Annotated in this window: 12 protein-coding genes; 2 read left to right on the forward strand and 10 right to left on the reverse strand. The window is 43.4% G+C overall.

All coding sequences use genetic code 11. The features are described 5' to 3' along the window. The 6 genes from ABE547_RS08930 to ABE547_RS08955 form a co-directional block, all read right to left on the reverse strand. Positions 1-690 carry a UDP-N-acetylglucosamine pyrophosphorylase gene (locus ABE547_RS08930; RefSeq protein WP_347378445.1) on the reverse strand — a complete coding sequence of 230 codons (690 nt, stop codon included), beginning with the start codon at positions 688-690 and terminating at the stop codon, positions 1-3. A 29-nt stretch (positions 691-719) separates the two neighbouring features. Beyond that, positions 720-2,756 (reverse strand): DNA topoisomerase, encoded by a 2,037-nt coding sequence (locus ABE547_RS08935; RefSeq protein ID WP_347378446.1) that lies wholly within the window; start codon positions 2,754-2,756, stop codon positions 720-722. Positions 2,757-2,772: 16 nt separating this feature from the next. Then, complete coding sequence (ppk1, locus tag ABE547_RS08940; RefSeq protein ID WP_347378447.1) at positions 2,773-4,887, reverse strand: polyphosphate kinase 1; 2,115 nt, start codon at positions 4,885-4,887, stop codon at positions 2,773-2,775. A gap of 137 nt (positions 4,888-5,024) precedes the next feature. Further along, the gene (gene asd / locus ABE547_RS08945; protein WP_235249532.1) at positions 5,025-6,110 is read right to left on the reverse strand and encodes an aspartate-semialdehyde dehydrogenase; all 1,086 of its coding nucleotides are present in this window, start codon (positions 6,108-6,110) and stop codon (positions 5,025-5,027) included. A gap of 73 nt (positions 6,111-6,183) precedes the next feature. Beyond that, the gene (gene argH, locus ABE547_RS08950) at positions 6,184-7,563 is read right to left on the reverse strand and encodes an argininosuccinate lyase (RefSeq protein ID WP_347378448.1); all 1,380 of its coding nucleotides are present in this window, start codon (positions 7,561-7,563) and stop codon (positions 6,184-6,186) included. Positions 7,564-7,646: 83 nt separating this feature from the next. Then, positions 7,647-8,297, reverse strand: coding sequence for an epoxyqueuosine reductase QueH (locus tag ABE547_RS08955; protein ID WP_235249529.1), 651 nt, complete (start codon positions 8,295-8,297; stop codon positions 7,647-7,649). Between the two features lie 152 nt (positions 8,298-8,449). Here ABE547_RS08955 and ABE547_RS08960 point away from each other — a divergent pair, with 152 nt between their 5' ends. Together ABE547_RS08960 and ABE547_RS08965 are read left to right on the forward strand one after the other, a co-directional pair. After that, positions 8,450-9,217 carry an ABC transporter ATP-binding protein gene (locus ABE547_RS08960; RefSeq protein ID WP_347378449.1) on the forward strand — a complete coding sequence of 256 codons (768 nt, stop codon included), beginning with the start codon at positions 8,450-8,452 and terminating at the stop codon, positions 9,215-9,217. Continuing rightward, entirely contained in the window at positions 9,210-10,007 is a 798-nt protein-coding gene (locus tag ABE547_RS08965; protein ID WP_347378450.1) for an ABC transporter permease, read from the forward strand. Before ABE547_RS08960 ends, ABE547_RS08965 begins: the two co-directional genes overlap by 8 nt. Before the next feature lie 59 nt (positions 10,008-10,066). Here ABE547_RS08965 and ABE547_RS08970 read toward each other — a convergent pair whose 3' ends face one another. The 4 genes from ABE547_RS08970 to ABE547_RS08985 all read right to left on the reverse strand — a co-directional run bounded on the left by ABE547_RS08970 (position 10,067) and on the right by ABE547_RS08985 (position 14,804). Then, positions 10,067-10,939 (reverse strand): hypothetical protein, encoded by an 873-nt coding sequence (locus ABE547_RS08970; RefSeq protein WP_347378451.1) that lies wholly within the window; start codon positions 10,937-10,939, stop codon positions 10,067-10,069. A gap of 359 nt (positions 10,940-11,298) precedes the next feature. After that, positions 11,299-12,264 carry a Cna B-type domain-containing protein gene (locus tag ABE547_RS08975; RefSeq protein WP_347378452.1) on the reverse strand — a complete coding sequence of 322 codons (966 nt, stop codon included), beginning with the start codon at positions 12,262-12,264 and terminating at the stop codon, positions 11,299-11,301. A gap of 33 nt (positions 12,265-12,297) precedes the next feature. After that, positions 12,298-13,125, reverse strand: coding sequence for a class C sortase (locus tag ABE547_RS08980; protein WP_235249761.1), 828 nt, complete (start codon positions 13,123-13,125; stop codon positions 12,298-12,300). Positions 13,126-13,283: 158 nt separating this feature from the next. Further along, on the reverse strand, positions 13,284-14,804 hold the full coding sequence (locus tag ABE547_RS08985; protein WP_347378453.1) for an isopeptide-forming domain-containing fimbrial protein: 1,521 nt from the start codon (positions 14,802-14,804) through the stop codon (positions 13,284-13,286). Positions 14,805-14,994: the final 190 nt, after the last annotated feature.

Below are 14,994 nucleotides of genomic sequence, written 5' to 3' on the forward strand. Positions count from 1 at the left end.
TTATTCGTTCCTTTCTGTATTTTCCTGGTATTTTTCCACAACTTCACCCTGTCTTTTATAGATGCTGTTTGCAGGCACATAGCCTCTGACACTGGAAAGTGGATAGATATTGGAATGACTTCCCACAACACTTCCCGGATTCAGCACTGTACCGCAGCCCACCTCTACTTCATCACCAAGCATGGCACCAAATTTTTTGATTCCCGTCTCAATATTTCCTTCCGGCGTCTTAACCACAACCAGTTTTTTATCTGACTTCACATTTGAAGTGATAGAACCGGCACCCATATGTGCCTTATAGCCAAGGATCGAATCACCAACATAATTGTAGTGCGGAACCTGCACTTTATTAAAGAGAATCACATTTTTAAGCTCAGTGGAATTGCCTACAACGGCTCCCTCTCCTACAATCGCATTGCCACGGATAAATGCACAGTGTCTGACTTCTGCATTTTTTCCGATGATCGCCGGTCCGTGTATGTATGCAGACTCAAATACTCTGGCAGACTTTGCAATCCATACATCCTCTCCGATCCGGTCATACTCATCCTCCGGAAGTGTCTTTCCAAGTTCCAGAATAAAATTACTGATCTTAGGAAGTACTTCCCACGGATAAGTCACACCGTCAAAGATCCCTCTGGCGATCGTTTCATCCAGCGTATAAAGTTCTGCTACTGTTAATCCTTTCATGTCTTTTAATTACTCCTTTCACACGCATATTATGTACGTTTTTTATAATATTTTGCCACTTTATCATAACAGGCCTGAAGCTGATACTGATTATTCAGCCCTTTGACTCCCTGGGTTCTGCTTACAATAAACTGATCCAGTTTCTGCATATACTCTTCCGGTGTAATATCACCATCTGCCACATAAGTAAGACCCTTTTCCCAGCTCGCAGTGAGTTCGGGATTCAGCAGAGATTTGATCGAATGATCCACCACATCATAGATCATCTCCCCCTGCATGGTAGGAGTTACAATCTGTGTCTTCTTATTCAGTGCCAGATACTTATTATTAAAAAGCTTTTTCAGAATCTCTCCCCTGGTAGCGCTGGTACCGATGCCGCTTCCCTTGATCTGCGCACGCAGTTCTTCATCTTCAATCAGCTGTCCGGCATTCTCCATTGCAAGAATCAGAGATCCGGAATTATAACGCTTCGGAGGCGATGTTTTTCCTTCCTTGATCTCCAGTGACTGCACTTCCAGAACCATCCCCTTCTTAAGTGTCTGTATCTTCTGAAAGAATGCAGCATCTGTATCTTTTCCACCAATATCGTCAGCATCTTCTTCTATGCCTTTTGCAGAATCCTTTGCCGTACTCCCGCTTTTTTTCTGTCCCGGAATCCCCACAACCTTCAGATAGCCTTCCTCTGCAAGCACTTTAAAACTTGAGAAAAATGATTCCTCCCGGATCTTTGTCACGATTGCAACTTTCTGATAAACTGCCGGAGGATAAAAGATACTTAAAAATCGACGCACGATCACATCATACACCTGTCCGGACAGGCGGGATAATCCTGAAAGTGCATTCATTCCCTGTCCTGTCGGTATGATTGCATAATGATCCGTAATCTGTTTGTCATTGACGTATCTGGTTTTTTCCAGCCTCTTATGACTTCCAAACTGTACAATATCCTGAAGATATTCCACAACAGGTTCATACTTCATCAGACCATTCAGATTCTTATGTATCTCCTTTGCGACTGCCGTTGACAGCACTCTGGCATCTGTTCTGGGATACGTCACCAGCTTTTTCTCATACAGTTCCTGCACAATCCGAAGTGTCTCGTCCGGACTGATCTTAAATCGTTTCGAGCACTCATTCTGCAGCTCTGCCAGATTAAACAGAAGCGGTGGATTCTTCTTTTCTTTCTTTTTTTCAATCGAAGTGATCTGGCACCGAACCGGTGATTCCTCACTCAGGTATGCGATCAGTTCCTGTGCTTTCTTTCTCTCTTTGAATCCATTTTCCTTATAAAGATCAAATGATTCAAACCAGCGGGATCCCTTAACCGCACGCCACTCTCCTTCAAAGGTCTGTCCCGGATCTCCGACCGTGCTGACCACTCTGTAAAACGGAGTTTCCACAAAGTCCCGGATCTCCCGTTCTCTTCTTACCACCATCCCAAGAACACAGGTCATTACTCTTCCTACGGAGATCACGGAATAGCGAGTATGAAGATAACTGGAAATGCTGTTTCCATATTTCAGGGTCAGAAGACGGGAAAAATTAATTCCCATCAGATAATCTTCTTTCGCACGAAGGTAGGCTGAGGAGGCCAGATTGTCATACTCTTTCAGATCCTTTGCCTCCCGGATCCCACGGAGAATCTCTTCCTCTGTCTGTGAGTCGATCCAGACTCTCCGTCTCTTCTTTCCATGTACTCCCGCCTGCTGTTCCACCAGACGATAGATATATTCTCCTTCTCTTCCGGAGTCTGTGCAGACATAGATCGTCTCCACATCATTCCGATTGAGCAGTCCTGATACGATCTTAAACTGTTTACTGACTGCCGGAATCACTTCATACTTGAATTCTTCCGGAATAAAAGGCAGCGTTTCCAGACTCCACTTCTTAAGCGCCGGATCATACGCTTCCGGATAGCTCATCGTCACCAGATGTCCGACACACCAGGTAACGATTGCCTCTTCCGATTCCAGGTATCCGTCCTGTCTTCTTGTCTTCATGTTCAGTGCTTTGGCGAATTCCTGTGCCACACTGGGTTTCTCAGCAATATATAGTGATTTCCCCATATAATATATCTTACTCCTATCTGCGGAAGAATGTCTTCAGCCAGTCACCCATTTTCTTCTTCTGCTCTGGTTCCTCACGCTTTGCATGAATTGCTTCATCCATGAATACCGCCTGAGAATCGACCGGAGGCTGCGTATTCTCCCTCTTTTTATATGTACCGTCACTTAGCATGACTCTTGCTTTTACATTATCACTCAGCATCACTTTCAGATAATGATTGATCTGCTTACGAATACTGTCATCCATGATCGGGCATGCAACTTCTACTCGTTTTTCCGTATTTCTCGTCATCATATCCGCAGAACCGATATAGATCTTCTGCTCTGCTCCGGTTCCAAAGCTGAAGATACGTGGATGCTCCAGATATCTTCCAACCACACTCATAATTCTGACATTTTCCGTATACCCCGGTACTCCCGGTAGTATACAGCAGATTCCTCTGACAATCAAGTCTACTTTTACACCTGCCTGAGATGCTTCTGATACTTTCCTGATAAAATCAACGTCTGTAAGCGAATTCATCTTCATGATGATTCTGCCTTCCCTGCCTTTTCTGATCTCTTCATCCATCAGATAAAGCACCTGCTTTTTCAGACTGGTCGGTGATACAATCAGATGATTGTATGTACCGTTCAGGTTGCCGATCGACATATTCTTAAAGAACTCTGCCGCATCCCGTCCGATCGCCTGATTGGCCGTCATCAGCGACAGATCTGTATACATCGCTGCTGTCTTCTCATTGTAATTACCTGTTCCGATCTGTGTAATATACTGAATATCATTGCGGTTGCGATACGTGATCAGACAGATCTTGGAATGTACTTTATAGCCCTCGAATCCATAGATCACCCGGCATCCGGCGTCCTCCAGCCGTTCTGACCAGTCGATATTATTCTGTTCATCAAATCTGGCACGAAGCTCGATCAGCACCGTAACTTCCTTCCCGTTTTCTGCTGCAGCACAGAGATACTCTACAAGCCTTGCCTTCTTCGCCAGGCGGTAGATCGTGATCTTGATCGTCATGACATTCGGATCTGTAGATGCATCCTTGATCAGCTTCAGGAACGGATTCATACTTTCATACGGATAGAACAACAGGATGTCTTTTTTCTTCACCTGCTTCATCATATTCCCTTCCTGCACGTTTGCAGAATTCTGTGGCGAAAACGGCACATAGGTCAGAGAGCGCTTCATGGAATCCGGAAGATTGCCTGCAATGGAAAATATATAATCCAGCTTCATCGGCATCTTGGTCCGGAAGATCTGCGAAGGTATAATATTGAACTTCTCACAGAAATATTTTTCCATATCACTGTTCAGTTTCTCTGCGATTTCAAGACGCACTACCGCCATTTTACGACGCTTGTGAAGCGTTTCTTTCATCAGGTGACGAAAATCATCATTGATCTCAAGCGCTTCATCATCCGGCGCCACATCTGCATTTCTTGTTACACAGATGTAATTGGCATCCGATACTTCATATTGATCAAAAACTATATTCAGATGTTCCATGATGACCTTTTCCATACGAATATAGCGAATGTCATGTCCCGGAAGCATCAGGATATCCGACACAAACTGCGGAACCGGCACGATACCAAGTGTCGTCTTCCCCTTCTCGCTGTCCTTATGTTTCAGGTTCGCCGTAACATAGATTGCCTTATTCAGAAGATGTGGAAATGGGTGGTTGGCATCCACGATCTGCGGTGACAGAATCGGCAGCACCTGTTCTTTAAAATATTTCTTTACATATTTTTTCTCTGACTGTTCCAGTTCTTTAAAATCAAGTCCGCAGATTCCGTATGGATGCAGCTGTTTCTTAATCTCTGCATAAGTCTTGTCACGCTCTTTGTATAATGGCGCCACTGCCTCATAGATCTTCTCCAGCTGCTCTTTCGGCGTCATGCCGGAACGGCTGTCAATACTGGTCGCATCCATCTGTACCATATCGAACAGACTTCCGACACGAATCATAAAGAATTCATCCAGATTACTGGTAAATATTGCGACAAACTTCATTCTCTCAAGAAGAGGGACTTCCGGATCCTGCGCTTCCTCAAGAACTCTGTGATCGAACCTGAGCCAGGATAATTCGCGGTTTTGCGTATAGTTTAATATCTCTTTATTCATATCCCTGCACCTCGCCTTATTGCTATTACACTTTCTTTTATTCTACCACCTGAAGATAGGAAATAAAAGAAAGAATATGAGGAATCTGTACACAATAAATAAGGATTGTTGCAGAACAACAATCCCCTTTTATAATATTATTTTGCCTGAATATATCCCTTGGCAGTCAGAGACTCTGCACACAGCACTGCTCCGCCTGCTGCTCCACGAACGGTATTGTGAGACAGTCCGATGAATTTGTAATCATAGATGCTGTCTTCTCTCAGACGTCCGATTGATACACCCATTCCTCTTTCATAATCTACGTCCGCTTTTACCTGTGGACGGTTGTCTTCTTCCAGATACTGAATGAACTGTTTTGGAGCACTTGGAAGTTCTGCCTCCTGTGGGAAGCCCTTGAAATTCACTAATTTTTCGATCAGCTGTTCTTTTGTCGGCTTTTTCTCAAAGTTAATGAAAACAGCCGCTGTATGTCCGTTTAATACCGGTACACGCAGACACTGGCATGTAATCTTAGGCTCTTTTGCAAGTGTGATCTGACCATCCTCTAATGTTCCAAGAACACGAAGCGGCTCCTGCTCACTCTTTTCTTCCTCGCCACCGATATATGGGATGATATTTTCCACCATCTCCGGCCAGTCTTTGAAAGTCTTTCCGGCACCGGAGATTGCCTGATAAGTCGTTGCAACCACTTCTTTTGGTCCAAATTCTCTCCATGCTGCAAGGCAAGGCGTATAGCTCTGAATTGAGCAGTTCGGTTTAACTGCGATAAATCCACGGGTCGTTCCCAGACGTTTTTTCTGTGTCTCGATCAGACCAAAATGTTCAATATTGATTTCAGGAATTACCATCGGAACATCCGGTGTCCAGCGGTGTGCACTGTTATTGGATACGACCGGTGTTTCTGTCTTCGCATATGCTTCCTCAATTGCTCTGATCTCATCTTTTGTCATATCAACAGCACTGAATACAAAGTCAACCGTCTCAGCAACCTTCTCTACTTCATTTACATTTAAAACAACCAGATTCTTTACACCTTCCGGCATCGGTGTAGTCATCTTCCAGCGTCCGCCGACTGCCTCTTCATATGTCTTTCCGGCAGAACGCGGACTTGCAGCTACCGTCACCACCTCAAACCATGGATGGTTCTCAAGCAGCGCGATAAACCTCTGTCCTACCATACCTGTTGCTCCTAAAATACCTACTCTCAGTTTCTTTTCCATTTCCTTCATCCCTCTTCTTTCTCTTGTATTCTTCTGCTCCCGTCTGCGTGACGGAAACGGGTGTATTCCCCGCTTAGTATGTTTTCATGTACTCCTGGTACATTGTAATTACCCGATTCATGGACTCCATTCCCGGCGCTCCTGTAGTCACACGTTTATTCACACATGTCTCCAGGCTGATCGCCTCATAGATATCTTCTTCAAATGCCGGAGATATTTTTTTGTATTCCTCAAGAGGGAGTTCATCCAGCGCGATCTTTTTCTCGATACAAGTCAGCACCAGCTGTCCTACGATTCCATGAGCATCGCGGAATGCCACTCCGTGATTCACCAGATAGTCTGCCGCATCCGTCGCATTGGTAAACCCATGTCTTGCACTGTCTTTCATGCGATCCTTATTGAACTGCATGGTTCTGAGCATTCCTGTAAACAGCATAATACATCCCTTGGCTGTATCAATTGCATCGAATGCCCACTCCTTGTCTTCCTGCATATCCTTGTTGTATGCAAGCGGAATTCCCTTCATCGTAGTAAGAAGCGCATTCAGTGCTCCATAAACACGTCCTGTCTTCCCTCGAACCAGTTCTGCAATATCCGGATTCTTCTTCTGCGGCATGATGCTGCTTCCGGTACTGTAAGCATCATCGATCTCTACGAACTGATACTCATTCGAATTCCAGATGATCACTTCCTCGGAAAATCTGCTCAAATGCATCATGATCATAGAAAGTGCTGACAATAATTCAATCAGATAATCCCTGTCCGATACACCATCCATACTGTTCAGTGTAGGGCCTTCAAATCCAAGCAGCTCCGCAGTATACTGCCGGTCCAGCGGATAGGTTGTTCCGGCCAGAGCGCCTGATCCGAGCGGACATGTATTCATACGTTTTGAAAGATCGAGAAGTCTCTCATGATCTCTCTTAAACATCTCAAAATACGCACCCATATGATGTGCCAGCGTGATTGGCTGTGCTTTCTGGAGATGTGTAAATCCAGGCATGATTGTCTCTGTATTTTCTTCCATTACATGAAGAATAGCCTGCAAAAGCCCCTTCACCAATTCGTTGATCTCTCCGATCTCATCTCTGGTATACAGCTTCATATCCAGTGCCACCTGGTCATTACGACTTCTTCCGGTATGCAGCTTCTTTCCCGGTTCTCCGATTCTGTCAATCAGTGTTGCTTCTACAAAACTGTGGATATCTTCATATTTATCAGAAATCTCCAATTTTCCTTCCTCAACATCATTTAAAATTCCATTCAGTCCGGCAATGATCTGATTCTTTTCTTCCTCTGTCAGAATATTCTGCTTCGCAAGCATCGTTACATGCGCGATACTTCCCTTAATATCCTGTGCATAGAATCGCTTGTCAAACATAATGGATGCATTAAAATTATATACTAACTGGTCTGTTTCCTTTGTAAAACGACCGCCCCATAACTGTGCCATATGGATATTCTTCCTTTCGTATGAAATTGCTGTTTACGATTTTATCATATTTCCAGGCAAAAGCAAATATAAATATGGGATTTTTACGATTTACCAGACAAAAGTGCTTTCTGTTTTCTTCGTTCTTCCAGAGAAAACTCACATCCACAGTAATCCTGACGGTATAAACCATACTTTTCGGACAATTCAATAGAACGCTTATATCCATTCCTTTTTTTAAAGTCTGAAAACAGATATTCCACTCCATATTCCTCTGCCAGATTTTTGCCTATCTCATTCAACTTTGCAGCATTCTTAAGCGGACTGATACTGAGTGTCGTCGTAAAGTAATCAAATTCACCTTCTCTGGCAATCCGTGCAGTTTCCCGAAGCCGGAGCTCATAACAGCGAAAGCATCTCGCGCCGCCTTCTTTCACTTCTTCCATGCCTTTCGCCATCTCGTAAAATCGTTCCTTTTCATACCTTCCCGCCAGAAAAGATACCGGATGCTTCCATGGCATCTCCTCAATCAAAGTCTGCTGTTCCTGGATCCTTTTTGTATATTCACTTTCCGGGTAGATGTTGGGATTGTAATAAAACACAGTGATCCGAAAATACTGACTTAAGTATTCCAGCACATAACTGCTGCATGGTGCACAGCAGCTGTGCAGCAAAAGAGTCGGCACCCGTCCTTCCTTTTGCAGATACTCGATCTGCTGATCCAGTTCTCTCTGGTAATTGATCTTTCCCGTCATCTCCGCTTTCTCCTTACCTTTCTCATATACCATCTATTTCTGATATTTTTACTTATGAATTATAGTCTCTTCTTTCTTTTCTGGCAAGCATAATCCGCACTTATCCCGTTTTTTTGCATATGATAGTATATCAGACGGGGCAGGAGGTTCCTATGGAACAGATATTAGAATTAAAACATATCCATTACGCATATCACAACCTGGAAGGCGAGACACCGGCACTTATCGACATTTCATTTGCATTGAACAAGGGAGAATTCGTTGCGATCGTAGGACCTTCCGGGTGCGGAAAATCTACACTCCTCTCGCTGATTGCCGGACTTCTCGAACCGGAAAAGGGACTGATCAAAGTGAACGGCAGATATCTGCGCGAAAGTACTACGAATATCGGCTATATGCTGCAGCATGATGAGCTTTTTGAATGGAGAACCATCTACAACAATGTTCTTCTGGGGCTGGAAGTACAGCATATGCTGACTGCAAGGACCCGTGAACGGGCGCAGGAACTTCTGGACATCTATGGTCTTGGCCAGTTTCGCAATTCCAGGCCTTCTGAACTATCCGGCGGCATGCGGCAAAGAGCTGCACTGATCCGTACTCTGGTTCTGGAACCCGATCTTCTTCTTCTTGACGAACCATTTTCTGCACTGGACTATCAGACCCGCCTGAATGTCGGAGATGATATCGGTCAGATTATCCGTCACGAACAGAAATCCGCACTCCTTGTGACGCATGATCTGTCCGAAGCTATCTCTCTGGCTGACCGGGTCATCGTATTATCCGGTCGTCCTGCAACCATCAGACAGACAATTCCATTAATCTTTCAGCTGGAAGAAGATACACCGCTGAACCGACGAAATGCACCAGAATTTAAGACGTATTTTAACCTCATATGGAAGGAGCTGAACACGCATGAATGAGTTATCACAGGGACAACAGGCCTATCTGCAGCAGCATCGCAAACACTTGCGAATCGTCCGGATCTCACGCATACTGATCCTCCTGAGTTTCCTTTTCGTCTGGGAATTTACAGCCAATGTCGGAATCATTGATTCCTTCATCTTCAGCAGTCCCTCCAAGATCGCCTTATGCTTCTGGGGAATGGTTCTGAATCACAGCATCTTCCTCCATACCGGAATTACACTGTATGAGACAATCTTAAGCTTCCTGCTCGTGACTGCCATCGGAATCCTGGTGGCAGTTGCCCTGTGGTTCAGTCCGAAGCTTTCCGAGATCCTGGATCCATATCTGGTGGTTCTGAACAGCCTCCCGAAATCAGCCCTGGCGCCGCTTCTGATCGTATGGCTGGGTGCCACAAAGACGACCATCATCGTAGCCGGAATGTCTGTCGCGATCTTCGGAAGCATCCTGAGCCTGTACACCAGCTTCACCACCGTAGATCCAGGCAAGATCAAGCTGATCTATACGCTACAGGGAACACGCATGCAGGCCCTTCTAAAGGTAGTCATTCCCAGTTCGATTCCCGCGATCATAAGCAACATGAAAGTCAATATCGGTCTGTGCCTGGTAGGCGTCATCATCGGAGAATTCCTGGCCGCAAGAAACGGACTTGGGTATCTGATCATCTATTCCAGTCAGGTATTTAAAATGGATTGGCTTCTGATGAGCATCGTCCTTCTCTGTATTATGGCGATGTTTCTTTATACACTGATCAGCTTATTAGGGAAATGGTGTGACAAACACTTTTAACCCAATCCAACACAGGAGATGCCCCGCACCTCCTGGCTACATATTACAACCTGCGAACCTCAAAAAGACTGTTTCAACCTTTCATATATCCGTTCCACATCATATTCCGGTGCAAACTCACCAGCCATGTCATAGATTCTATGAATCGTATCAAACGCTTCCTCCAGCATCTCTGCTGTCTGTTCTTCCGAGATTCCTTTTTGAATCTTTTTTACAACTTGATGAACAAGTTTCATCATTTTTCCATCATCCTGACCTTCCAGTCGACCCAGTTTTTCCCCTTCCTCAAATGCCTCTTCCCTTTGCACTTCCATATCCATTTTATAATCGTACTCCGCCACCAGCATATTCACTACCTCACTTCCACGTTTTGTCAGATAGTCCGCAAGTATTCCTTTCTGGATACATTCTTTGATTGCATGTTCGTATGCATCTTCGTCACCTGTTTCTTGATATTTGCGTATCATATCTATAAATTGTCCATACTCTTTTAATACCGGACACTTTTCCAGTATTTCATGACCCGCATCAGGATTAATATTAATGACTTTAGTTTCCTTTCCATTATAAAAAGTATAAAACTCCGGTTTTGGCAGTCTTATGATTTCCTTTTTATATCGCTTTCTAACAGGAACCATCTGCTCATAAGCTCTTCCGGTATACATCAGATTTCGAAGGGGCATATTTTTATTAATGGTTGACTGATGCTCTCCCAATATCAGCACTTTCCCTCCGACTCCAAAAGAAAAGTCATTCTGAAAATTCATATACAATACATTATCTACACGAATCTTTCGAATCTCTGTGCCTTCCGGCAATGGTTCTTTGTGTAGTGCATTGTACAACATGCGATCGTTTTCTTCTGCGAACTCATCTTCGTAAAATAAATCCACTAATACACTGTTTTTCACTTTTCGGTTTTCTTTCGCCATTCAATCTCCTTCCCGTTTTTGAGAAACAGATGAAATGATCTGATTTTTACCAAATAAGTATATCTATCTTTATTTTATACAAAACTTTTTATTACTTCAAGTCTGTTTCTCAAAACTTATTCTATTGTATTACTCTGTGATTGTTTGAGGGATTTTCCTCGTTGACAGTCCTATGGACTGTTTGATTTTTTGAATTGTAATCAGAATAAACCTTCAGATACCATTATCTGTAAGTGAACTTATCTTAACACGAAAGTATATTTTATGCAATCATTTTTTACCTAATAAAATAATATGGGAATAAAGATAGGACTGTTGCAGAATATAGTTTCATGCTACAGTCCCATGTTATCTTTCTTTTATAATTGTTGATTCGGATTTCTGCGCCATACATAGCCAACCAAGATCGCCAGGATGCCCAGGATTACCAGAATCGGCACCGGCCACCACAACTGTCCGGTCTGCGGAAGCTTAGAACCTCCACCTGTCGGAACCGTTGTGCCCGGCTTCTTATAGGTATTGGTTATGATAAATGTCTTTCCTTCCTGTGTGCTGGTCATGGTATATCCGGACGGCACCGTCTGTTCTACTGCTTTCCACTCATGACCTGCCTCCAGATCTTCCCAGGTGTATTTCCAGTTATTTTCCTGATTCAAAGTTACGGTTTCATATGATTTTCCATCCTGCAAAAGCTCTACCTTAATGCTTTCCGGTCGCTTCTTCTCATATCCTGTATCTTTCCAGATCTTTACTACAGAATAATCAGACAGATCCCCGTGAAGATCTTCTTTTCCGATCTTTGTATGCTCAATTACCGGATGGCAGACCCAGTTCCCTGCTTCATCTCGATTCGGCACTGTCACAAGAATCGGAGACGGTGTATAGAGATACTGATCATCCTGTGTAGTCTCACCAATGATCAGGTACAATCCTTTCGGGATTCCACTCATCACAAGTGTTCCGTTCTCATCGGTCTCTTCCTGATATACAGGTTGTAAATCCTGTACCATTCCATCCAGCGTTGTCGCCAATGCATTCCATCCTTCTGCATTCAGATTGTCCAGATGATTCAACTCTTCTATTTCATCCGTATATCCGTCAAATGGCGCTTCCAGCGAAAAAACTCCTGTCTCGGAAAAGGCTGCCACTTTATAGAACAAAAACTGATTCTTTCCAGCAGCATAATGTATCGTCAGACTCGTCTCTTTTGCTACATCGCCATTCTGACCGGCTGCATATACCGTTGCCGGCAAAAGCAACACTGCAGCCAGAGCACAACAGAACCGCAAAATCTTTTTCTGTAGTTTTCTGCTCCATCTATCCACGTTATCTCCTCCTTTTCCTCCTCTTATCTATGCTTAAGATTTCTTTTTCCGATAATGTACCAGCACCCAGATGATCAGTATCAGCAGAATCGGCACTGCAATCGCTGATGCTACGATCAAACGATCCACCTGCATGGCGTCTGCCGTCACCCGGATCGAATCATCCTCCAGGTTCGGGATACGGTGCCCGCGCACCAAAAGCCGGTGAGAATTCACTCCATAAGGTGTACAGGTAACCAGTGTACACAGATCCAGTTCCGGATCAATCTCCAGACCAGTCAGATCGTCCGGTTCTACAATACTGATCTTATCCACCTCATAGGTCAGTGTCTCATCCAGCACCCGGATCATGAAGACATCTCCCTCATCCAGTTCGTCCAGATTGGTAAATAACTTGGCAGACGGAAGTCCTCGATGTCCGGATACCACACTGTGAGTTCCAATTCCACCAACCGGCAGTGAAGAGCCTGGGATATGACCTACTGCAATCTGCAGAACACCTTCATCTGTTCCATGATAAATTGGAAGAGATACCTTGATCTCCGGGATCTCTATATATCCCATGATCCCAGTTCCACCAACATCCAGAATACGGTTATACTCTTCTTCTTCCTCTTCCGTCAGGTTCCAACGGTTCGGTTGATACGAAAGCTTCTGATTGTATGCTTCCGCTTCCTGCCACATCTTTTCATAATCTTCATCGTCCAACTCCGCCACTGCTTCCGCATAAGTCGCGATCGCCCTGGACTGATGAAATGAATTCCAGTAATCACTGATTGTCGGATACAGCAGTAAGGACAGGCCTACGAAAAAGATCAGCACAAGTATGATTGTCGAAATATTCTTTTTGACCCACTTCATAAAACTCTCCTTACCGTTGTATCCGGGATAGAGCATGTTATTCCCGATACTCCATCCCGCTATACAACGCTTTTGCCCTGTGTCAAATGTTCTTCTTCATAACATATCTGCATGATAATCCAGGAAGAACATTCTGACACACCAGGATACTTTGCAAATTATTTATTCATACGTCTCTTTGTGATCAGCATGATTGCTGCACCAAGTACAAGGATTGTACCAAGAACGTAGAAGATTGTGGTACCCATACCACCAGTCTCTGGAAGAGTAGAACCCTGCTTATTCTCAATAGTATTTGTAACATTAGAATCAGATGTTAATGTTGTTGTTGCCGATGTTCCATCTGCATTTTCTGAATGTGTAGCTTTAATCACAACAGTTGTATCAGCACATTTATTATATCCTGCAGGAACCGTTGTCTCTTTTAATACATATGTACCAGCATCCAAACCTTTTATATTGAATACACCAGTACCAGCAGCAGATGTCATTTCTACTGCTGTTTCTCCTGATTTCACAGGACGATATGCGCTTAACGTTTCATCATAAATCAAACCAATTTCAGTAGTTCCTGTAGAGTCATACAGCCTAAAACCTGCACCTGCTAATGGTGTTTTGTTTTTAGAATCTGTTGCATCAACCTTCGTGTTATCTACTTCATATGTGAATACCCATACACTATCTTCTGGAGTCTTACCTAATTCTTCATTTCCTTCACCACTAGCATTCGGATTATTAGAATATTGAAGACCTACTGTATTTTTGTTTGTTGTTGTACCAGACGCGTGATTTACCTGTGCATTTTCATTTAAATGTGCATTATAAATAACTACTATATCAGCACCATCTGTCAAATTTACTTCTGAAATAGACTTAATATCATCAATTGTAAGTGTCCAACTTTCTCCTGCCTGATTTGCAGTTGCAGTACAAGAATACTGACCAGCTTCAAGAGTGACACCATCAACTGTTACACTGTCAATAGATTCAAAGGTCACACCTTCAGACATTGTATCTGTAAATATAACTTTATACTTCTCGTATGCGTTAAAATCAGTATCTGCTGGCAGATTAGCAATTAATTTAAACTGAAAAGATTCATTGATTGCATGGTCAGCAGATTCTCCCCATCCATCTGTGGCACCTGCTTCTGCATCATCAATCTCATCCCATACCTGCTTATCAACTGTTGGCTTCGCAGATTTTGGAGATAACTCAATATTTCCTACAACCTTAAGAATGTAAGAAGTATAAGCATCATCTTTGTTCGTTAAAGAGTCATCCTTATCTTTCACCAGATAATAACCTGCTGCAAGACCAGAAATTTCATATTTACCATCTGTTACAGTACTAGCAGAACCAGCTGCAGTTGTAAGATACGGAGCAACTTCTTTTGCAAATGCTTTTGCATCCGCTTCTGTTTTCAACTTTTCAGCTTTCGTTGCCGCATTGCCTAAAGCTGTTTTTCCATCTTCAGATACGCCGGAACCCCATACAATGTTGGAAAGTGTAGTTCCAGATAAATCACCAGTAAAAATCTGGTAAGCTTCATAAGTATGACCTTCTGCTGAGTTATTGATTGTAATGGAATAGGTATCTGCAGCAAATGCGGTCATTGACATTGCCAATACCATAACCGCTGTCAGTAATAAACTGACAAATTTTTTCATGTGTTTCATCTCTTTTCCTCCTTTATCTTTTATACATGAAATAGTTTTCTTTTTGGATGTGTCCACCCCTCATATCATCTATAGTGGCTCAGTTGTCAAGACAAAAATCTAAGATTTTTATAATGAACTGATATGCTTGATAAGTTACAAGGAGCCGGGGGAGAATAGTTGGACACTCCCCTGATCCATATATGCTAAG

Source organism: Dorea sp. YH-dor226, from assembly GCF_039832105.1.
Taxonomy (GTDB): Bacteria; Bacillota; Clostridia; order Lachnospirales; family Lachnospiraceae; genus Dorea_A.